The organism is Anaeromyxobacter paludicola, assembly GCF_023169965.1.
Lineage (GTDB): Bacteria > Myxococcota > Myxococcia > Myxococcales > Anaeromyxobacteraceae > Anaeromyxobacter_B > Anaeromyxobacter_B paludicola.
In genome coordinates, this window is sequence record NZ_AP025592.1 from 3,073,593 (window position 1) to 3,092,584 (window position 18,992).

20 protein-coding genes are annotated in these 18,992 nt (G+C 73.6%); 2 read left to right on the top strand and 18 right to left on the bottom strand.

Annotated elements, in window-relative coordinates:
* Positions 1 to 15: 15 nt before the first annotated feature.
* The 18 genes from AMPC_RS13805 to hprK all read right to left on the bottom strand — a co-directional run bounded on the left by AMPC_RS13805 (position 16) and on the right by hprK (position 17,525).
* Complete coding sequence (locus tag AMPC_RS13805; RefSeq protein WP_248341860.1) at positions 16 to 2,061, bottom strand: BamA/OMP85 family outer membrane protein; 2,046 nt, start codon at positions 2,059 to 2,061, stop codon at positions 16 to 18.
* A gap of 66 nt (positions 2,062 to 2,127) precedes the next feature.
* Entirely contained in the window at positions 2,128 to 2,877 is a 750-nt protein-coding gene (locus tag AMPC_RS13810) for a SprT-like domain-containing protein (RefSeq protein WP_248341861.1), read from the bottom strand.
* A 72-nt stretch (positions 2,878 to 2,949) separates the two neighbouring features.
* On the bottom strand, positions 2,950 to 4,434 hold the full coding sequence (locus AMPC_RS13815; RefSeq protein WP_248341862.1) for an NFACT RNA binding domain-containing protein: 1,485 nt from the start codon (positions 4,432 to 4,434) through the stop codon (positions 2,950 to 2,952).
* 72 nt (positions 4,435 to 4,506) lie between these two features.
* Positions 4,507 to 4,635 (bottom strand): hypothetical protein, encoded by a 129-nt coding sequence (locus AMPC_RS20440; RefSeq protein WP_256466064.1) that lies wholly within the window; start codon positions 4,633 to 4,635, stop codon positions 4,507 to 4,509.
* Between the two features lie 146 nt (positions 4,636 to 4,781).
* The gene (locus AMPC_RS13820) at positions 4,782 to 5,744 is read right to left on the bottom strand and encodes an ROK family protein (RefSeq protein ID WP_248341863.1); all 963 of its coding nucleotides are present in this window, start codon (positions 5,742 to 5,744) and stop codon (positions 4,782 to 4,784) included.
* A gap of 19 nt (positions 5,745 to 5,763) precedes the next feature.
* Entirely contained in the window at positions 5,764 to 7,149 is a 1,386-nt protein-coding gene (locus AMPC_RS13825; protein ID WP_248341864.1) for a phosphomannomutase/phosphoglucomutase, read from the bottom strand.
* Positions 7,150 to 7,177: 28 nt separating this feature from the next.
* Positions 7,178 to 8,260 (bottom strand): mannose-1-phosphate guanylyltransferase, encoded by a 1,083-nt coding sequence (locus AMPC_RS13830; protein WP_248341865.1) that lies wholly within the window; start codon positions 8,258 to 8,260, stop codon positions 7,178 to 7,180.
* Positions 8,257 to 8,850 (bottom strand): NUDIX hydrolase, encoded by a 594-nt coding sequence (locus AMPC_RS13835; RefSeq protein ID WP_248341866.1) that lies wholly within the window; start codon positions 8,848 to 8,850, stop codon positions 8,257 to 8,259. Before AMPC_RS13835 ends, AMPC_RS13830 begins: the two co-directional genes overlap by 4 nt.
* Positions 8,847 to 9,725, bottom strand: coding sequence for an undecaprenyl-diphosphate phosphatase (locus tag AMPC_RS13840; RefSeq protein ID WP_248341867.1), 879 nt, complete (start codon positions 9,723 to 9,725; stop codon positions 8,847 to 8,849). The genes AMPC_RS13835 and AMPC_RS13840 overlap by 4 nt, the downstream gene beginning before the upstream one ends.
* Before the next feature lie 96 nt (positions 9,726 to 9,821).
* Positions 9,822 to 11,012, bottom strand: a complete 1,191-nt coding sequence (gene metK, locus AMPC_RS13845) for a methionine adenosyltransferase (RefSeq protein ID WP_248341868.1) — start codon at positions 11,010 to 11,012, stop codon at positions 9,822 to 9,824.
* A 174-nt stretch (positions 11,013 to 11,186) separates the two neighbouring features.
* Positions 11,187 to 12,965 carry a phosphoenolpyruvate--protein phosphotransferase gene (gene ptsP, locus AMPC_RS13850; RefSeq protein ID WP_248341869.1) on the bottom strand — a complete coding sequence of 593 codons (1,779 nt, stop codon included), beginning with the start codon at positions 12,963 to 12,965 and terminating at the stop codon, positions 11,187 to 11,189.
* Complete coding sequence (locus tag AMPC_RS13855) at positions 12,965 to 13,237, bottom strand: HPr family phosphocarrier protein (protein WP_248341870.1); 273 nt, start codon at positions 13,235 to 13,237, stop codon at positions 12,965 to 12,967. The genes ptsP and AMPC_RS13855 overlap by 1 nt, the downstream gene beginning before the upstream one ends.
* A gap of 4 nt (positions 13,238 to 13,241) precedes the next feature.
* The gene (locus tag AMPC_RS13860; RefSeq protein WP_248341871.1) at positions 13,242 to 13,997 is read right to left on the bottom strand and encodes a PTS system mannose/fructose/sorbose family transporter subunit IID; all 756 of its coding nucleotides are present in this window, start codon (positions 13,995 to 13,997) and stop codon (positions 13,242 to 13,244) included.
* Positions 13,998 to 14,005: 8 nt separating this feature from the next.
* The gene (locus tag AMPC_RS13865; protein ID WP_248341872.1) at positions 14,006 to 14,704 is read right to left on the bottom strand and encodes a PTS sugar transporter subunit IIC; all 699 of its coding nucleotides are present in this window, start codon (positions 14,702 to 14,704) and stop codon (positions 14,006 to 14,008) included.
* 14 nt (positions 14,705 to 14,718) lie between these two features.
* Positions 14,719 to 15,219, bottom strand: coding sequence for a PTS sugar transporter subunit IIB (locus AMPC_RS13870; protein WP_248341873.1), 501 nt, complete (start codon positions 15,217 to 15,219; stop codon positions 14,719 to 14,721).
* A complete protein-coding gene (locus tag AMPC_RS13875; protein WP_248341874.1) occupies positions 15,216 to 15,638 on the bottom strand; it encodes a PTS sugar transporter subunit IIA in 423 nt (140 codons plus the stop codon). The genes AMPC_RS13870 and AMPC_RS13875 overlap by 4 nt, the downstream gene beginning before the upstream one ends.
* A 37-nt stretch (positions 15,639 to 15,675) precedes the next feature.
* A complete protein-coding gene (gene rapZ, locus AMPC_RS13880; RefSeq protein WP_248341875.1) occupies positions 15,676 to 16,563 on the bottom strand; it encodes an RNase adapter RapZ in 888 nt (295 codons plus the stop codon).
* Positions 16,560 to 17,525 carry an HPr(Ser) kinase/phosphatase gene (hprK, locus tag AMPC_RS13885; protein ID WP_248341876.1) on the bottom strand — a complete coding sequence of 322 codons (966 nt, stop codon included), beginning with the start codon at positions 17,523 to 17,525 and terminating at the stop codon, positions 16,560 to 16,562. Before hprK ends, rapZ begins: the two co-directional genes overlap by 4 nt.
* 109 nt (positions 17,526 to 17,634) lie before the next feature.
* On the opposite strand from hprK, the gene AMPC_RS13890 reads away from it, so the two are divergent.
* Positions 17,635 to 18,609 (top strand): DHH family phosphoesterase, encoded by a 975-nt coding sequence (locus tag AMPC_RS13890; protein WP_248341877.1) that lies wholly within the window; start codon positions 17,635 to 17,637, stop codon positions 18,607 to 18,609.
* The gene (locus tag AMPC_RS13895) at positions 18,606 to 18,986 is read left to right on the top strand and encodes a response regulator (protein WP_248341878.1); all 381 of its coding nucleotides are present in this window, start codon (positions 18,606 to 18,608) and stop codon (positions 18,984 to 18,986) included. The genes AMPC_RS13890 and AMPC_RS13895 overlap by 4 nt, the downstream gene beginning before the upstream one ends.
* Positions 18,987 to 18,992: the final 6 nt, after the last annotated feature.

Sequence of the window (18,992 nt, forward strand, 5' to 3'; positions counted from 1 at the left end):
CCATCATGGGCGCGCCTAGAACGCCTCGCCAACGGAGAGGTGGACCGAGACGATCGGGTTCACGTGGACCCCGCCGGCGGCGACCACCCGCGGGGCGGCGGCGGCGCTCCCGGGCGTCTGCTCCACGACCTGGACGCCTGGCTGCCGCAGGGAGCCGTCCCGCCAGGAGGGCAGGCGCCCGGCGACGTCGAGCCGTACCGGGCCGAAGGGCGTCTTGTAGCGCAGCCCGAACCCGCCGGCGTACTGCAGGCCGGAGAGGTCGAGGGCGTCCACCGAGAACAGGGTGACGTTGCCGAAGTCGAGGAAGGTCGCGCCCCCCAGGTTGCCGGAGATGGGGAAGCGCAGCTCGAGCGAGCCGTCGAGCAGGCCGTCGCCGCCCCAGGGCAGGTACTGCTTGGCGCAGGTGGCGCCCTTGCAGTTGGGATCGACGTTCACGTAGATGACCGGCGAGAGGTTGCGCGTGTAGTAGCCGCGCATCCCGTTCGGCCCGCCGGAGGTGAAGCGGGCCACGATGGGCGTGAGCTGGGTCTCGTCGAAGCCGCTGGTGTTCCCGATCGGCTTGAGGACGCCCAGCCGCACGCGGCTCGCCAGCACCACCCCCCGGCCGAAGGGGACGAAGCCGCGCGCCTCGGGCGCGAAGCGCAGGTAGTCGAAGCCGGTCCCGAAGAGCTTGAACCCCTCCTGGAGCGAGAGCGCGAGGTACAGGCCCCGGGTGGTGTTGACGGCGTCGTCGCGCAGGTCCCAGGCGATCCGCTGCTCGAAGTACGAGAGCAGCACGTTGCAGGAGGTGCTGTTCGGGCAGTTCTGGAAGAGCTGGGGCGCGGTCGAGCCCGGTCCCGGGAGCGCGCCCGGCGGCGACTGCACCTGGTAGTCCTCGAGGTTGTAGGAGGGCACGAGGGTGAGCTCGCGCGCGACCTTGATCGGCACGGCCACCCGGAACCGCTCGGCGAAGAAGTCGTAGGCCGGCTCGAGGCCGCGCTCCACCTCGACGTGCAGGTTGAAGTCGGTGAGCCGGGTGAAGGCGGCGGGCTGGGTGAAGTCGGCGCTGGCGAGCCCGACGGGCCCCTGCTTCCCGGCGGAGGGGAGCCAGGCGTAGCCCACCCGCCCCTCGAGCTGCAGCTTGCGCAGCCCGCCGAGCCAGTTGCGGTTGGCCCAGCTCGCCACGCCGTGCGCGTCGAGGCGGGTCGAGCCCTGGATGCCGAAGCCGGGCCCGGCGCGGATGGTCCGGAACGGGGCCTCGCGCACCGAGACCACCACCGGGATGGTCTGCTTGACCGGGTCCTCCTTGCCGGGCCCGACGCGCACGCCGCCGAAGACGCCCAGGTCGAAGATGCGCCCCTGCGCCTTGCCGAGCTGCGACTCGTTCCAGGTGGCGCCCGGCTTCACCGAGATCTCGGCCTCCTCGCGGACGCGGGCCCGCGGCACCACCGCGGTGCCGGCGACGAGGACGTTGCCGAACCGGTAGCGGGGGCCGGCCTTCACCGTGTAGGTGACCCGGGCGGTGCGGGCGAGCGGATCCACCTCGGCCCGCTGCGACACCTCGCCCCTGGCCCAGCCGGTGTCGTGGAGCGCCTTCTGGATGGCCGCCCGCGCGGCGTCGAAGCGGGCCTCGGTGAAGACGTCGCCCGGGCGGAGCGGCAGCTTGCCGAGCTTCGCCGCCGCCTCCGGCGCGGCCTCGAGCCCGGGCGTGGCGACCTCGGCCACCTTCACCGGCTCGCCCTCGCGGATCCGGAAGACGACCTTCACCTGGCCGTCGCCGGCCCGGGGGGTCTCCACCCCCTCGACGTGCGCGTCGTAGAACCCCTGCGCCCGGTAGAAGCGCTCGATCCGCTTCCGGTCGGCGGCGATCGCGTCGGGGTCGAGATCGTGCTCGTCCTGCCAGAACCAGCGGCCCGACGCCTCGGTGGCGATGCGCCCCTCCAGCTCGGAGGACGAGACCTGGTGGACCCCCTCGAGCTCGACCTTCTTCACCGCGGGCCGCTCGGCCGTGCCGCGCGGGTTGAGGCAGCCCGCGAGGGCGAGGGCGACGAGGAGGGCCGTCGGCTGGGCGGGCGCGCGCATGCGGCCCGCCAATTATGAACCACCGGGGCGGCGGGCGCTCGGGGGAACGCGGTCGGCCGCGGACGGTCACCCGCGGAGCAGGAGCCGGATGTTCTCCTGCTCCCAGCGGCGGGCCCGCTCGTGGTCGGGCCAGGCCCGCTCGCGCCGCCGGAACTCCTGGCCGTGGACCACGCGCCGGCCGTTCCGCTCCACCGCCGGGACCGCCTGGTGGAGCATCTCGTGGAAGACCACCGCGGCGACGTAGTACTCCGGCACCTCCGGGCGATCGAGGGCCGGGTGGATCCGGATGAGCTTCGCGTCGGCCACGTAGACGCCGGTCTTGATGCTCCGGTGGCGGCGGCCGCGGCGGAAGGCGCCCCAGCCGATGGTGGCCTCGATGCGCCCCTCGAAGTGCGCCGCGTTGAGCCGGTCGAAGATCTCCTGCAGGTCGTGGCAGCGGCCGCGCGGCTGCAGCCGCTCCAGCCGCGGCGCGCCGATGCGGGCCCGGTGGACCTTCACGTAGTCGTCGATGGCCACCCCGGCCTGGCGCCGGCGGGCGGCGGCGCCGCGCCCCGCGTCGGCGAAGGCGGCCAGCGCGCGCTGCACCTCCTCGGGGGCGTCGAGGAACATGTGGTGGATCCGGTACCGGACCGCCCCCGGCTCGCGCCGGAAGGAGACCATGGTGGAGCGGTTGTCGTGCACGGTGAGCCGCACCGGCTCGCGCAGCTCGGCGGCGATGACGTCGGCGAGGAGGCGCGCGCGGGCGACCCGCTCCTCGCGCCCCCAGGCGCGCGGGTCGAGCAGGCTCAGCTGGCGGTCGAGGGGCTTGCTGCTCAAGGCGGGCCCGATCCTACGGATGGGGCGCCCGGCCTTCAAGGGGGCGGGGGGCGCGCGGGCGAGCGAGCGCGGCTACGCCTGCTGCTCCTCCGCGAGCAGCCGCTCGATCCGCGGCGGCTCCACGCGGAGGTGGAGCGTCCTGTCCTGGCTGTAGGTGACCGCCCCGGGCGCGGAGCCCTTGGCCTTCCGCACGTACTTCGCCCGAGTGTAGGTGACCTCGACCGACGGCTCGCCGCGCGCGTCGCTGAACCAGGCGGCGAGGTGCGCGGCGTCGAGGAGCGTCTCCTGGTCCGGGCCCGCGCCCTTCTTCGGGAGGCGCACCACCACGTGCGCCCCCTTCTGCCCGCGGGCGTGGAGCCAGAGGTCGTTGCCCTTGGCGAAGCGCAGCGTGAGCCGGTCGTTGTCGGCGGCGCCGCGCCCGACGAGGAGCTCGAGCCCCGCGAGCGAGCGGAAGAGCCGGTACGGCGGCGCGGGCTCGTCGTCCTTGCGCCGGCGGGGCGCCTGCTGCGGGCGCGGACCGGCGGAGAGCTTGCGGGCCTCGCGCTCCAGCCGGGCGAGGTCGCCCTCGCGGGCGCCGTCCACCTCGGCGAGGAGGGCCGCCAGCGCCGCCACCCGCCCGCGCACCTCCGCCTCGCGCGCCGCCACCCGCGCGGCGCTCTCCACGATGCGCCGGTAGCGCCGGTAGTAGCGCTCCATGTTCTCGCGCGGCCCGAGCGCCGGGTCGAGCGCGAGGGTCACCTCGCGCGGCCCCTCCTCGGTGTACTCGGTGACCCGCGCCTCGCGGGCGCCGCGCCGCACGGCCTGGAAGTTCTGCTTGATGAGGTCGGCGGCCCGCCGGTCCACCTCGGCCGCCGGCACCCGCGCCGCCTCCTCGGCGAGCTTCTCGAGGGCCCGGCGCGAGCGGGCCAGGGCCGCCCGCAAGGGCTCGCGGAGCCGCCGGCGCGCCTCGGCGAGGAGCCGCTCGCGCTCCCGCTCGGCGTAGGCCGCCTCGATGGCCGCGGAGAGCGGGAAGGGCGCGCCGGCCACGGGCGTGAAGCGCGGCGGTCGCGCCGGAGCGCTTCCTCCCTGGCCCTCCGCCCCGTCGCGCGGCGCGGGCGGCAGGTACGGCTTCCCCGGGACGAGCTCGCGGCGCTGCGAGAGGTTCCGCCCCGCGCTCGCGAGGAGGGTGCCGTCGTCCCGGACCAGGAAGAGGTTGCCGTGGCGGCCGGTCAGCTCCGCCACGAGCGCGATGGGGCCGGCGGCGCGGAGGAAGCGGAGCGTCACCACCCGGTCGGCGCCGGCGGCCTCGATCGCGGCGAGCTGCGCGCCCTCCAGCTCGCGCCGCAGCACCGCCTGGAAGCCGTACGGCGCGGCCGGCGCGGGCGGGCGGCGCGAGACGGCGTGGAGCCGGGTGAGGTCGGGCTCGGCGGAGAGCAGGATCGTCGCCGCATCGCTGCGGGAGAAGAGCTCCAGCGTGATCGTCCGCTCGGCGTGGACCCGGGCCGCGTCCACGCGCGCGCCCGCCAGCGGGGCGAGCTCGTGGACCACGGCGGCGATCTCGGCGGCGTCGAGCGACATCCGGACCCCCAGAAACAACAACGGCCGCCCGGAGGCGGCCGTTCGCGCATCGGAGCGCGGACTGCGAAGCGACTAGCTGGCCTTCTTGGTAGCGACCTTCTTCGCGACCTTCTTGGCGGCCGGCTTCTTGGCGGCAACCTTCTTCGCCGGCTTCTTGGCGGCGGGCTTCTTCGCAGCGACCTTCTTCTTGGCAACGGCCATGTGTTCCCTCCTGAGGTCAAATCCAGTGGAATGGATAAGACAACGGCACGTTAGCGCGGCGCGATCTCGATCGTCAACTAAGCGAGAGCCTCGGAGGTCGAATTTTCTGGACTCCGCTTCGCGCGATCGATCGCCGGCGCGCCGCCTCACTCGAGCAGCGCGGCGCCGATGACGCCGGCGTCGTCGCCGAGGAAGGCGCGCTCGACGCTGAGCCCGCGCCGCGCCGAGGCCGACACCTGGCGCTCGAACTGCGCCAGCGTCAGCGCCGCCAGCTGCGGGCAGCCGAGCACCACGCCGCCGCCGAGGATGACCCGCGCCGGGTTGAGCAGCGTGACCACGTTGGCGATGGCGCCGCCGAGGAGCTCCGCGACCTCCTCCCAGAGGGCGCGCGCGTAGTCGTCGCCCTCGGCGAAGGCCTGGTCCACCACGGAGGCGGTGACGCGCCCGACGTCGCCGCCCACGAGCGCGCCGACCCGCGAGGCGGCGCCGCCCGCGAGCTCCTCGCGCACCCGGGCGGAGATGTTCATGCCGCTCGTGTAGGCCTCGAGGCACCCCTCCATGCCGCAGCCGCAGCGCCGCACCGCCGTGCCGGGGCGCGACGGCCGGACCTTCATGTGCCCGAGCTCGCCGGCCACGCCGTAGGCCCCCTCGTGCAGCTTCCCGCCGAGGATGAGCCCGGATCCGACCCCCGAGCCCACGAAGACCAGCGCCACGTCGGAGATCCCCCGGGCCGCGCCGAAGGCCTTCTCGCCCCAGGCGGCGGCCGAGAGGTCGTTCGCCACCCGCACCGGCGTGCCCAGCTTGCGCTCGAGGAGCTCCCCGAACCGCACGTCGCGCCAGCCGAGGTTCGGGGCGTTGAGCACCACCCCGGAGGAGCCGAGGCACTGGCCGGCGACGCCCACGCCGAGCCGCCCGAAGCTCGCCGCCGAGACCCCCTGCGCGTCGGCCGCCTCCTGGATGGCGTGCGCGACCGTGTCCACCACCGCCTCGGGCTCGCGGGTGCGCAGCGGCTCCTTGTGGGCGGCGAGGATCTCGCCCGAGTCGCGGTCCACCACCGCCGCCCGGGCGTTGGTGCCGCCCAGGTCCACGCCCAGCGCCAGCGACGCCATCCCCGCTCCTTCCGTCGGCCTACGCGCCGACCTCGCGCTTGAGCTCCTCGACCTTCGCCTCCACGAGCGCCTGGATCTCCTCGAGCCGAGCCCGCGAGGTCGCCTCGAACCGCAGCACCAGCAGGGGCTGCGTGTTGGAGGCGCGCACCAGCCCCCACCCGTCGGGGAAGGTGACGCGCACGCCGTCCACCGTGACCGTCTCGTACCGCTCGGAGAACCAGGCCTGCGCCCGCTTCACCACCTCGAACTTCTTCTCCTCCGGGCAGTCCACCCGGATCTCGGGCGAGAAGAAGGTCTTCGGCACGTCGGCGAGGAGCTGCGAGAGCGGCCGGTCGGCCCGCGACACGAGCTCGAGCAGCCGCCCCGAGGAGTAGATGCCGTCGTCGAAGCCGAACCAGCGGTGGCCGAAGAAGATGTGGCCGCTCATCTCGCCGGCGAGGAGCGCCCCCTCCTCCTTCATCTTGGCCTTGATGAGGCTGTGCCCGGCCCGCCACATGATGGGCCGCCCGCCCCTGCGGGCGATGTCGTCGTAGAGGTTCATGGAGCACTTCACCTCCCCGACGATGCCGGCCCCCGGCTCCTCCTCGAGCAGCGCCCGGGCGAAGAGGATCATGAGCTGGTCGCCCCAGAGCACGTTGCCCTGCTCGTCCACCGCCCCCACCCGGTCGGCGTCGCCGTCGTAGGCGATGCCGAGGTCGGCCTTCACCTCCAGGACCTTGGCCTTGAGGTGCGCCAGGTTGGCCTCGACGGTCGGATCGGGGTGGTGGTTGGGGAAGCGCCCGTCCATCTCGAGGAAGAGCGGCACCACCTCGAAGCCGAGCGCCTCGAAGAGCGGCACCGCCACCACGCCGCCGGTCCCGTTCCCGGCGTCCACCACCACCTTGAGCTTCTTCGGCCCGGGCTGGAGGTTCTCGCGGACGTAGGCGCGGTAGGGGGCGACGATGTCGTGCGACGTCACCCGGCCCCGCCCGCGGACGAAGCGCCCCGCCTCGATCCGCTGCCGCAGCGCCTGGATCTCGCCGCCGTGCAGCGTGCTCTTGCCGATCCCGACCTTGAGCCCGTTGTACTCCGGCGGGTTGTGGGAGCCGGTGATCATGCAGAGCCCCTGCACCGGCAGGGTGGCGGCCGCGAAGTAGGTGAGCGGCGTCGGGACCACGCCCAGGTCCACCACGTCGCAGCCGGTGGAGGTCAGGCCGGCCACCATCCGGTCGAAGAAGCGCGGGCCGGAGAGGCGGCAGTCCCGCCCCACGGCCACCGCGCGGGGCTCGTCGTCCGGCCGGCCGATGGCGAGCTGCGAGCCGAGCGCCTTGCCCACCAGCTCGACCGCCTCCTCGGTCAGGTCCCGGTCGACGATGCCGCGGATGTCGTACTCGCGAAAGATGGTGGGGGAGACCGCGTTGGACATGGGGTTCCGTGCCTCGTTCCGATTGAAGTTAGATCAGGTCCTCGCGGCCGCGGCGCTTCAGCTCGTCCACCGCCTGCCGGACGTCCTGGGCCCTGGCCCGCGGGCAGACCAGCACGGCGTCGCCCGCGTCCACCACCACGAGGTCGTCCACGCCGACCACCGCCACCGTCCGGCCGCCGCGCGCCACCACCACGTTCCCCCTGCCGAGCACCAGCGCGTCGCCCTCGGTCACGTTGCCGGCCCGGTCGGCCGGACGCACCTCCGGCAGGGCGGCGAAGCTGCCCACGTCGCTCCAGCCGAAGTCGGCGGGCACCACCGCGATCCGGTCGCTCCGCTCCATCACGCCGTAGTCGATGGAGGTGGCGGGGCACCTCGGGAAGAGGCGCGCCAGGGTCGCCTTCTCCTTGCGGGTGCCGAGGTCGCGGTCGATGCCGGCGAGGAGCGCCGAGAGCTCCGGCATGCGCCGGGCGATCTCGTCGAGGATGACGTCGGCCCGGAAGGCGAAGACGCCGCTGTTCCAGAGGTAGCCGCCCCCGGCGAGGTAGCGCTCCGCGGTGGCGAGGTCGGGCTTCTCGACGAAGCGCCTCACCGCGAACCCCTCGGCGCGCGCCCGGCCCTTCGCGGGCGGGAGCGGCGCGCCGACCTCGAGGTAGCCGTAGCCGGTCTCGGGGCGGGAGGGGCGGACGCCGATGGTGGCGATGCGCCCCCGCGCGGCGAGCCGCGCCGCCGCGGCGAAGGCGGCCCGGAGCTTCGCCGGCCGGGCCACGTGGTGGTCGGCGGGGAGCATGAGGAGCACGCCCTCCGGATCGCGGCGGCGCACGTGCAGCGCCGCGAGGCCGACGCAGGGGGCGGTGTTGCGCGCGCACGGCTCGACGAGCACGTTCCGGCGCGGCACCTGCGGCAGCATCCGGCGCGCCGCCTTCTCGTGCGCCGGGCCGAGGACCACGAGCGTGTCCTCCGGCCGCGCCAGCGGCGAGAGGCGGGCCACCGTCTCGGCGAGGAGCGGCCGCTCGCCGGCGAGGGCCAGGAACTGCTTGGGCCAGGCCTTGCGCGAGAGCGGCCAGAAGCGGGTGCCCGACCCGCCGGCCATCACCACGGGGAAGATCTTCAAGGTTCGCTCCAGACGGCGACGAGCTCGCGCAGGACGCGCGCGGTGGCGCCCCAGATCGTCTCGCCGCCGAAGTCGAGGTGGTGCACCTCGTGCCGGAGCCCGTAGGCCTCGCGCTCCTCGACGCGCCACGCCCCGGGTCGCGACAGCGCGGACAGTGGCACGTGCAGGATCGCCTCCACCTCTCCCGGACTGGGCCGGTACGGGTAGGGGTATGGCACACTTGCCACCCACGGCGTCAAGCGGAACGCCGAGACCAGCACCAGCACCTCGGAGAGCCGCCCGAGCACCTCGACCCGCGCGGGATCGAGCCCCACCTCCTCCTCGGCCTCGCGCAGCGCCGCCCGCAGCGTGCCCTCGTCGGCGGGCTCGACGCGCCCCCCGGGGAAGCTCACCTGTCCGGCGTGCCGCGACAGGGTGGCGGGGCGCTTGGTGAGGAGGACGTGCGGCTCGCCGTCCTTCAGGAAGAGCGGGACCAGCACCGCGGCCTCGGCGAGCGCGCCGCCGGGGATGAGCTCCGGGGAGATCCCCTCCAGCGAGAGCGGGCGCGGCTCCCGGTGGGACAGGAGCTCGGCGAGCCGCTCGAAGCTCATCGCGCCTCGCTCGACGGGGCCGGCACCGGCGGCCGCTCCTCCGCGCCGGACGGGAGCACGCCCTTCCAGATGAGCAGCGCGATGAGGAGCCCGGCCGCGATCCGCCAGGCCACGAAGAGGAAGGTGGAGCGGGTGCGCAGGTACCGGAGCAGCCAGCCGATGACGAGGTAGCCGAAGACCGCCGAGACGACCGTGCCGAGCAGGGTCGCGCTGCGCCACTCCGGGTGGGCGGAGAGGACGGGCAGCTCCTTCTTCAGCTTGTAGAGGCCGGCGCCCAGGATGATGGGGACCGAGAGCAGGAAGCTGAAGCGCGCCGCGTCCTCGCGCTTCAGGCCGAGGAGCATGCCGGTGGTGATGGTGCAGCCGGAGCGGGAGCTGCCGGGGACGAGCGCCACCGCCTGGCCGCAGCCGATGAGGAGCGCGTCGAGCACGCCCACGTCGCCGACCGTCCGGACGTGGCGCGCCTTCAGCTCGGCGCCGAGGAGCACCAGCCCGAGCACCACCAGCGAGCCGGCGATGACGCCGTTGCCGAGCGCCTCGATCCGCTTCTCGAAGAGCTTGCCGAGCACCGCCGCCGGGATGGTGCCGAGCACGATGAGCCACGCGAGGCGCGACTCCGGGGTCTCGAAGGGCGCGCCGTGCGCGAGCGAGCGCAGGCCGGCCGCGGTGAGCCCGTACAGCTCCGCGCGGAAGTAGCCGATCACCGCGAGGGTGGTGCCCATCTGGATGATGGTGGTGAAGGCGCGGAAGCCGGGGTCCCCCAGGCTCTGGCCGAAGAGCTCGCCGAAGACGAGGAGGTGCGCGGTCGAGCTGACCGGGAGGAACTCGGTGGCGGCCTGGACGAGCCCCAGGAACGCCGCGGTGAGGAGGGACATGGGGCCGGGAGAATAAGCGCCGCGCACAGGGGCGGCGCGAAAAAATGGCGGGGGCCGGACGCATGGCCCGGCCCCCGCGAGAGCTGCCCGAAGGAGCTACGCGCCGACGACCTGGAGCGCGCCGAGGCCGGCGGCCTCGCGCAGCTCGGCCTTCTTGTCGGCCCGCTCCCAGGTGAACTCCTTCTCGGAGCGCCCGAAGTGGCCGTACGCGGCGGTCTTCTCGTAGATGGGCCGCAGCAGGTCGAGGTCGCGGGTGATCTCGGCCGGCTTGAGCCCGAAGACGGCGCGGATGGCGCGGGCGATCTTCTTCTCGTCCACGAGCCCGGTGCCGAAGGTCTCCACCATCACCGAGACCGGCTCGGCGACGCCGATGGCGTAGGCCACCTGCACCTCGCAGCGGCTGGCGAGCCCGGCGGCGACCACGTTCTTGGCGATGTAGCGCCCCATGTACGCCGCGGAGCGGTCCACCTTGGAGGGGTCCTTGCCGCTGAAGGCGCCGCCGCCGTGGCGGCCCATGCCGCCGTAGGTGTCCACGATGATCTTGCGGCCGGTGAGGCCGGTGTCGCCCATGGGGCCGCCGACCACGAACCGGCCGGTCGGGTTGATGAAGACCTTGGTCTTCGCGTCCATGAGCTTCTTCGGGAGGGCCTTCTTGATGACCTCCTCGAGGACCGCCTCGTGCAGCGCCTTCGGCGAGATCTCGGCCGAGTGCTGCGTGGAGACCACCACCGTGTCGATGCGGGCCACCTTGCCGCCGGCGTACTGCACCGTCACCTGGCTCTTGCCGTCGGGCCGGAGGAAGTCGCGGCCGGCCTTGCGGACCTTGGCGAGCTGGCGGGTCACCGCGTGCGCGTAGTGGATCGGCGCCGGCATCAGCTCCGGCGTCTCGTCGCAGGCGTAGCCGAACATCATCCCCTGGTCGCCGGCGCCCTGCTCCTTCTTGCCCTTCTTGCCGGTGTCCACGCCCATGGCGATGTCGGGGCTCTGCTCGTCCACCGCCACCAGCACCGCGCAGGTGCCGGCGTCGAAGCCCATGGCCGCGTCGGTGTAGCCGATCTTCTTCACCACCCGCCGGGCGATCTTGGGGAAGTCGAGCCGGGCCTTGGTGGTGATCTCGCCGGCGATCATGACGTAGCCGGTCTTGAGCAGGGTCTCGCAGGCCACCCGCCCCGTCGGATCCTCCGCCAGCACCGCGTCGAGGACGGCGTCGGAGATCTGGTCGGCCATCTTGTCCGGATGGCCCTCGGTGACGGACTCGGAGGTGAAGAGGTAGTCGGTGTGGGGCATGAGGGATCCCTGGGAAAAGGGTGGCAAAGGTAGACGGCCCCGGAGAGGTCTGTCAAGGTAGCGACCCGTCCGTCATAACGGAAATGTCCGCTTGCCGCAGCAGCCGCGCAAGCGCGCGGGATTGGGCTCGCGGGCGGGCGGCCGGTCGCCCGGCCGGATGCTCCCCCCGCGCCCCTACCCGCCCGCCGGCCCGATGGCGGCGTCGCCCTCGAGCAGCCCGTGGAAGCGGCGCGCCATCTCGAGCTTCACCACGTCCTCGATCTCGCCGGCGGTGGTGAGCTCGAGGATCTGGGCCACGAGCGCCTGCCCGTCGCCCGCGCTGGCGGCGCGCACCACCCGCTTCACGAGCGGGATGGCCGGGCCGTTCATCGAGAGCTCGTGGATGCCGAGCCCCAGGAGCACGAGGACGTAGAGCGGGTCGCCGGCCATCTCGCCGCACATCGAGACCGGGATCCCGGCCGCGCGCGCCGCGTCGCAGACGAAGCGGAGCGTGCGGAGCACCGACAGGTGGAGCGGCCGGTACAGGTAGGCCACGTCCTTGTTCTGCCGGTCGATGGCCATCGTGTACTGGATGAGGTCGTTGGTCCCGATGGAGAAGAAGTCGCACTCGCGGGCGAGCCGGTCGGCCACCTGCGCCGCGGCGGGGACCTCGATCATGATCCCCATGGGCGGGAGCCGGGTCTCGATCCCCTCGCGGCGCAGCTCGTCGCGCAGCTCGGCGACGAGCCGCTTGGCGGCGCGCACCTCGGCGGCGCCGCTCACCATCGGGAACATGATCTTGAGGTGGCCGTGGACGCTGGCGCGCAGGAGCCCGCGCAGCTGCGGCTTGAAGATGTCGAGGTGGCGCAGGCAGTAGCGCAGGCCCCGCAGCCCCATGGCCGGGTTCTCCGCCTCGACGCGCGTGCCCACCGGCAGCTTGTCGCCGCCGAGGTCGAAGGTGCGGATGGTGACCGGCCGCGGCGCCATCGCCTCGAGCACGCGCCGGTAGGTCTGGTAGTGCTCCTCCTCGTCGGGCAGGTCCTGGCGCGCCAGGAAGAGGAACTCGGTGCGGTAGAGCCCCACCCCCTCGCCGCCGTGGGCGAGCAGGTTCGGGATCTCCTCGGCGAACTCGATGTTGCCGACGAGCTGCAGCCGGACCCCGTCGTGGGTCTCCGCCGGCAGGTCGCGGGTGGCGAGCAGCTCCTTCTCCCGCTCCGCCAGGCGCTGCCGCGCCTCCTCGTAGTCGGCCCGCTCGGCGGCGCTCGGGTGGAGCAGCACCATGCCGCGGGAGCCGTCCACCACCACCCAGTCGCCGCGCGCCACGATCGAGGCGAGCCGGCCGGTGCCGACCACCGCCGGCACCTCCAGCGCCCGGGCCACGATGGCGGTGTGGCTGGTGGCCGTGCCGGCGTCGGTGACGAAGGCCCCCACCTTGCGCTCGTGCAGGAGCAGCGCGGTGTCGGCCGGGGAGAGGTCGTGCGAGATGACGATGGCGCCGTCGGGCGGGGGCTCCTCCACCTCGGTGCCCTCGCCCATGAGGTTCTTCACGATGCGCTCGCCGACGTAGTCGATGTCGGCGCGCCGCTCCTTGAAGTACTCGTCGGCGAGCTCGCTGAAGGAGGCCTTGATCTTGCGGATGGCCCGGCGGACCGCCCACTCGGCGTTCACGCGATCCGACTGGATGAGCCGCTGGGCCTCGGCCACCAGCATCTCGTCCTTCAGCATCAGCCGGTGCATGTCGATGATGGCGAGGTGCTCCGAGCCCTCGAGCCTGGCCACCTTCTCGCGCACCTCGGCGAGCTGCGCGTCGGCGGCCTCGATGGCCGCCTTGAAGCGGGCCACCTCCGCCGGCACCTGCTCGGGCTCGAGCCGGGCCCGGGGGGTCTTGAGCTTGCGCCGATCGATCGGCCAGGCCTTCCCCACGGCGATCCCGGGGGAGGCGGCGAGGCCGATGAAGGTGGTCCCGACGGGCACTACTTCTCTCCGAAGCCGGCCTCGATGACGGTCGCGAGCGCCATCATGGCGCTCTCGGCGTCGTCCCCCTCGCAGGAGACGGTGATCTCCGTCCCCTTGGCGGCGGCGAGGGTGAGCACCCCCATGATGCTCTTTCCGTTGACGCTGAGTCCATCCTTCTCGACGTGGATCTCGCTCTTGTAGCGGTTGGCGGCCTGGACGAGCTGGGCCGCGGCCCGGGCGTGGAGGCCGAGCACGTTGATGATGAGGAAGGTGCGTTCTTGCCTGGGCATCCGACTATGAGCTCCCGTGCCAGCGGGCGGCCACGAGGGCCGCGCCGATCCCGGCGACGACGATGGCGTAGGCGGCCGGCAACAGGCGCGCGCCGCCCACGAGTGCGAGGTAGCCGAAGGCGGCCGCCGCCAGCGCGACCGCCCCGGAGAGGAACCCGGCCTGCACGGCGCCGCGCCAGAGGAGCAGCGCCGCGGTGAGGCCGCAGAGGAAGGCCCCGCCGAGCCGGAGCCGCTCGGCCAGCGTGGGCAGGGAGAGGCGCGCCACCTCGGCGACGATGCCGTCGCCCTTCCGGTAGCCGGCGCGGAACAGCCCGAACCGCAGCGCGAGGTGGACCACGTTGTAGAGCGCGAGCGCGAACACCACCGCCGGCCAGCCCACCGCGAGCGCCCCGAGCGCCGCCAGCGCGCCGAAGAAGGGCCGGAGCGCAGTCCAGAAGAAGCCGTCGCCGATGGCGGCCAGCGGCCCCTGCAGCGTGGACTTGTAGAGCGTGGGCCCGCCCGGCGGCTCGGCGCCGGCCGCCACCCGCTCCTCGTGGTGGATCGCCCCGCCGAGGATGGCCGCGGCGGTGTACGGGTGGCAGTTGAAGAAGCCGAGGTGGCGCCCCACCGCCTCGCGCCGCCGCTCCGGCTCGGGGTAGAGGGCCGCGAGCGCCGGGGCGATGGCGTAGGCGAAGCCGAGGTTCTGCATGCCGCGCCGGTTCCAGGCGGCCTGCAGGAACAGGCTCCGCCAGAACACCCGCAGGAGGGTGCGCCGGGGCACGCGCGCGCTCACGCCCGCGCCCCCCGCCACATCACCGTGAGCACGGCGGCGGCGCCGGCGGCGAGCGCGGCGTAGTAGACGACCCGGGCCCGGGGCGCGCGCATGGCCTTCGCGCCCGAGGCGCAGGCGAGGCCGCAGAAGGCGAACCACCCGGCCGCCACCGGCAGCCGCGAGAGCGGCCCGAGCAGGAGCCAGGGCACGAGCGCCTCGGCCGCCGCCGCGCCGAGCGGGGCGAGCACCGCCGAGATGAGGAAGGGCGCGCCCAGGCCGAGCAGGTTGACGTTCACCGCGGCGGCGGCGTCGCCGCGCAGGAGCGCCGCCTCGGCCCGCGCCGCCAGCCGCTCGTTCGCGACCTCGGTGAATCGTTCAGCCCGCCGGCCGAGGACGGCGAGCGGCGCCCCCACGAGCAGCGCGAGCACCGCCACGTCGGGCGTCACGCCGCCGAGGGCGCGGCCGGCCAGCACGGCGCCGCCGGCCACCGCCGCGGTCCCGAGCGCCTCGTGCACCGGCAGCGCCGCCCCCAGGTTCACCGCCCCGAGCCAGAAGAGCTCGAGCGGCGCCCCCACCAGCACGCCGCCGCGCACGTCGCCGAGGGCGAGCCCGGTGAGGGTGGCGAGCGCGATGGGGCGCGCCAGCATGGCCTGGAGGAAGCCCTTGCGCTCGATGGCGGCCAGCCCGGCGAGGATGGCGAGGAGGAGGTAGCTCACGCGTCCCCTGGAGTCTAACCGCGCCCGGAGGCGTTGTACCGCGCCTCCAGCTCGCCGGGCCCGGCCGGGGGGTCGGAGGGGACGGCCCGCGCCTCGACCTCGAAGCCGGCGCGGGCGGCGTCGAGCACCGACGCGAGCTCCGCCCCCGAGAGGAAGACCGACGGCGTCACCGGCCGCCGGCCCGGCGCGTAGTGGACGTTGCCCAGGTTGACGCGCGGCGCCAGCGCCGGCGTGAGCCCGGCCCGGCGAGCCTGGTCGAGCGCCGCCACCTCGCGGAGGAGCACCAGCACCGGGTCGGGGCGCGCCGCGAGCGCGGCCCAGTCCACCGCGGCCACCGGCGAGATGGTGGCCGGCAGGTCGGGAGGGAGCGCGAGGGTCATGGCGGCCTGGGCGAGGGGGCTCCCCGCGGCCTCGTCGTCGGCGACCACCACCGCGCGCGCGCCGAGCCGCGGGGCCCAGGTCTCGAGGATCTGCCCGTGCAGCAGCCGGTTGTCGATGCGGACGAGCGGGATCACGCCTTGCGCTCGCCCCGGCTCCGCGTGCGCAGGAGCTCGCTCGCGAGGGTGATGTTCTTCTGCCCGTACGCGGTGAGCAGCTGCGCCGTCGCCGGGAGCGTCAGCTTCTCGGTGCGGCAGGTGGAGAGCTTGAGCAGCATCGGCAGGTTCACGCCGGTGAGGACCTCGATGCCCTCGTCGAGGAAGGTGAGGGCGAGGTTCGCGGGCGAGCCGCCGAACATGTCGGTGAGGACCAGCACGCCATCGCCGCCGTTCACCGCCTGGATCGCGCCCGAGAGCTGCTCGCGCGCCACGGCCATGTCGGTGCCGGAGCCGATCGACACGGTGCGGCACGCCTCGAGCTTGCCGACGATGCCCTCGGCGGTGCGGACGAGCTCGTCCGCCAGTCCCCCGTGCGTCGCGACGACCAGACCGACCATGGCGCGAACATAGCCCCTTCGCCGGCGGCGGGCAGCCCTAATCCTTCTCCACGTCGCGGTGCCAGACGCGCACCTCGTTGCCGCCCTGCTCGAGCCGCCGCGCCAGCTCCTCGGAGATGGCCACCGAGCGGTGGCGCCCGCCGGTGCAGCCCACCGCGAGGGTGAGGTAGCTCTTCCCCTCGGCGCGGAAGCGGGGCAGCAGGAAGGCGCAGAGATCGGCCGTCTTGTCGAGGAAGGCGCGCGCGTCCGGCTGCGACAGGACGAAGTCGGAGACCCGGCGGTCGGTGCCCGGCAGGTGCTTCAGCTCGGGCACGAAGTAGGGGTTGGGCAGGAACCGGACGTCGAGCACCAGGTCGGCGTGGGTGGGGAGGCCGTAGCGGAAGCCGAACGACACCACCGTCGCGCCCATGCCCGAGGCGGCCCCCTCCACGAAGCGGTGGTGGATGAGCTGCTTCAGCTGGTGGACGTTGAGCTGCGAGGTGTCCACCACCTCGCCCGCCAGGGCCTTGAGCGAGGCGAGGGTGGTCCGCTCGGCCGCCACCGCCTCCGGCACCGTGCGGCTCTCGCCGGCGAGCGGGTGGCGGCGGCGGGTCTCGGAGAAGCGGCGAAAGAGGGCCTCGTCGCCGGCGTCGAGGTAGATGACGTCCACCCGGGCGCCGGTGCGGCGCACCTCCTCGATGACGCGCGGCGCGTCGGGCAGGAAGCGCCCCTCGCGCGCGTCCACCACGAGGGCGATGCGCGAGACCTCGCCGGCCGTGTGCGCCGAGAGCTCGAGCAGCTTCTCGAGGAAGACGATGGGCAGGTTGTCGATGCAGTAGAAGCCGGCGTCCTCGAGCGCCCGCAGGGCGGTGCTCTTCCCCGACCCGGCCACGCCGGTGAGGATCACCACGTGGGCGGCGTGGTGGGGCAGGCGGGAGGCGCTCATTCGACGTCCATCCCGCCGGCGCTGCCGCCCGGGGCGAGGGCGATGGCGCGGTTGAGCCGCTCCTGGAACTCCTTCGCCGAGTGGTGGCCCTGGAGCTTGAGCAGGTGGTTGCGGGCGGCCACCTCGACGATGGTGGTCATGTTGCGGCCCGGCCGGACCGGGACCATGAGCAGCGGGACCTCGACGTCGAGGATGCGGAACTTCTTCTCCTCGAGGCCGAGCCGGTCGTACTCGACCGACGGGTCCCACTCCACGAGCTCGAGCACGATCTCGATCTTCTTCCGCTCGCGGATGGAGGCGACGCCGAAGAGGTCCTTGATGTTGATGATGCCGAGGCCGCGGATCTCCATGTGGTGCTTGATGATCTCGCTGCCGGAGCCGTAGACCGAGTCGGGCGTGCGCCGCTTCACGTCCACGATGTCGTCGGCCACGAGCCGGTGGCCGCGCATGATGAGGTCGAGCGCGATCTCGCTCTTGCCGATGCCGCTCTTGCCGAGGAGCAGGATGCCGACGCCGAAGACGTCGAGCAGCACGCCGTGCATGGAGGTGGAGGCGGTGAGGATCTCCTCGAGGCAGTTCTGGACGCTCTCGATGAAGGTGCTGGAGAGGTGGGTGGTCCGGAGCAGCGGGACGCCCGCCTCCTCGGCGGCCGCCACCAGCTCGGGCGTGGGCTCGAGCCCCTTCGTGACCACCAGGCAGGCGATCCCCTGCGCGAAGAAGGCCCGCAGCACCTCCACCGCGCGCTCGCGCGGCATGGTCCGCAGGTAGCTCACCTCGGTGTTGCCGAACACCTGGAGCCGCTCCTGGTGCAGGTACTCCATGAAGCCCGCGAGCACGAGGCCCGGCTTCTGGATGCGCGAGGAGCTGATGCGGCGCGACAGCCCCTGCCGCCCGGCGATGAGCGAGAGGCGGAGGTCGAACTTCTTGTCGTCGAGCAGTGCGCCGACCCGGATGGCGTCCATCGGGGCGGAGTCTAACCTTGCGGTGAGCGGGCGTCGACCAAACGGGTCCCGGCCGGGTCCGCGCGCATTCGTTGACCGCCCCACCCCCGATCACTAGATTGCGCCGCCGATGCGCCTCGAGATCCTCCACCACGCCAACTGCTTCGACGGATGCGCCTCGGCGGCCCTGTTCGGCCGCTGGTTCACGGAGCGCGAAAACGACAGGCTCGAGGGGGTGACCTACCGGCCGGTGCAGCACGGCCACGGCGAGGTCTTCCCCGTCGACGCCTTCCGCGCCGACGTGAACGCGGTGGTGGACTTCCGCTTCTCGCCCTCGCCCCGCCTCGACTGGTGGTTCGACCACCACGCGAGCGGCTTCCCAACCCCCGCCGACCGCGCCGCGTTCGAGGCCGACCGGAGCGGGCAGAAGTTCTGGGACCCGAAGGCCCCCTCCTGCACCGGCTTCATCGCCCGCACCCTCTCCGGCCGCTTCGGCTGGCGGGCGCCGGAGCTCGACGAGCTGGTGCGCTGGGCCGACGTGATCGACGCCGCGCGCTTCCCCTCGGCCGCGATGGCGGTCCGCCTCGAGGAGCCGGCGCTCCGGGTCATGACGCTGCTCGAAGCGAGCAAGGACCCGGCCCTGCAGCCCCGGATCATCGAGGCGATGCAGCGGCAGCCGCTCGCCGCGATCGTCGCGGAGCCCTGGGTGGCCGGCCCGCTCGCCCCGATCCTCGAGCGTCACGTCCGCTCCATCGACACGGTGCGCCGTCAGGCCCGGATGGAGCGGGGGGTGGTGTTCGCCGACCTGTCCGAAACGGGGCTGGAGGCGGCCAACAAGTTCATCGCCTACGATCTCTTCCCGGAAGCCCGTTACACTGTGGTGGTGTCGCGCGATCCCAAGCGGACGAAGGTCTCGGTGGGCTCGAACCCCTGGTCCCAGGTGCCGAGGACGCACGACATCTCGAAGATCTGCGAGCGGTACGGCGGCGGCGGGCACCCGGTGGTCGGCGCGGTCTCGCTGCCGCCCGACCGGCTCGACGAGGCCCGCCGCGTCGCCGCGGAGATCACCCGTGAGCTGCAGGACGGCTCGGAGCCGCGCCCATGACCCCAGGCCAGTACATCCTCGTGGTGGACGACGACGACGACTTCCGTGAGGCGCTCGGCGAGGTCCTGAGCGTGGCCGGGTACCCGGTGCAGCAGGCCGAGAACGGCGAGGTCGCGCTCAAGCGGGTCAAGGAGGAGGCGCCGGGCATGGTGCTCCTCGACCTCAAGATGCCGGTGCTCGACGGCTGGGGCGTGATGGAGCGGATGCGCGGCGACGCCCGCAGCGCGGCGGTGCCCATCCTCATCCTCTCGGCCTACGGGTTCGAGTGGGAGGCGGAGCTGCTCGGCGCGCAGGGCTACATCCCGAAGAGCGTCGGGATGGACGAGATCCTGGAGCGGGTGCGCAAGGCGGCGGGGCCGCCGCCGATGCGCCACTGAGCTGCA

Bases quoted from the DNA above. Each gene is read 5' to 3' on its own strand.
- AMPC_RS13875 (WP_248341874.1), bottom strand. From the start codon at position 15,638: ATGGTCGGTCTGGTCGTCGCGACGCACGGGGGACTGGCGGACGAGCTC.
- AMPC_RS13840 (WP_248341867.1), bottom strand. From the start codon at position 9,725: ATGTCCCTCCTCACCGCGGCGTTCCTGGGGCTCGTCCAGGCCGCCACC.
- AMPC_RS13835 (WP_248341866.1), bottom strand. From the start codon at position 8,850: ATGAGCTTCGAGCGGCTCGCCGAGCTCCTGTCCCACCGGGAGCCGCGC.
- AMPC_RS20440 (WP_256466064.1), bottom strand. From the start codon at position 4,635: ATGGCCGTTGCCAAGAAGAAGGTCGCTGCGAAGAAGCCCGCCGCCAAG.
- AMPC_RS13895 (WP_248341878.1), top strand. From the start codon at position 18,606: ATGACCCCAGGCCAGTACATCCTCGTGGTGGACGACGACGACGACTTC.
- metK (WP_248341868.1), bottom strand. From the start codon at position 11,012: ATGCCCCACACCGACTACCTCTTCACCTCCGAGTCCGTCACCGAGGGC.
- AMPC_RS13820 (WP_248341863.1), bottom strand. From the start codon at position 5,744: ATGGCGTCGCTGGCGCTGGGCGTGGACCTGGGCGGCACCAACGCCCGG.
- AMPC_RS13825 (WP_248341864.1), bottom strand. From the start codon at position 7,149: ATGTCCAACGCGGTCTCCCCCACCATCTTTCGCGAGTACGACATCCGC.
- rapZ (WP_248341875.1), bottom strand. From the start codon at position 16,563: ATGAGCGCCTCCCGCCTGCCCCACCACGCCGCCCACGTGGTGATCCTC.
- AMPC_RS13855 (WP_248341870.1), bottom strand. From the start codon at position 13,237: ATGCCCAGGCAAGAACGCACCTTCCTCATCATCAACGTGCTCGGCCTC.
- AMPC_RS13805 (WP_248341860.1), bottom strand. From the start codon at position 2,061: ATGCGCGCGCCCGCCCAGCCGACGGCCCTCCTCGTCGCCCTCGCCCTC.
- AMPC_RS13890 (WP_248341877.1), top strand. From the start codon at position 17,635: ATGCGCCTCGAGATCCTCCACCACGCCAACTGCTTCGACGGATGCGCC.
- hprK (WP_248341876.1), bottom strand. From the start codon at position 17,525: ATGGACGCCATCCGGGTCGGCGCACTGCTCGACGACAAGAAGTTCGAC.
- AMPC_RS13815 (WP_248341862.1), bottom strand. From the start codon at position 4,434: ATGTCGCTCGACGCCGCCGAGATCGCCGCCGTGGTCCACGAGCTCGCC.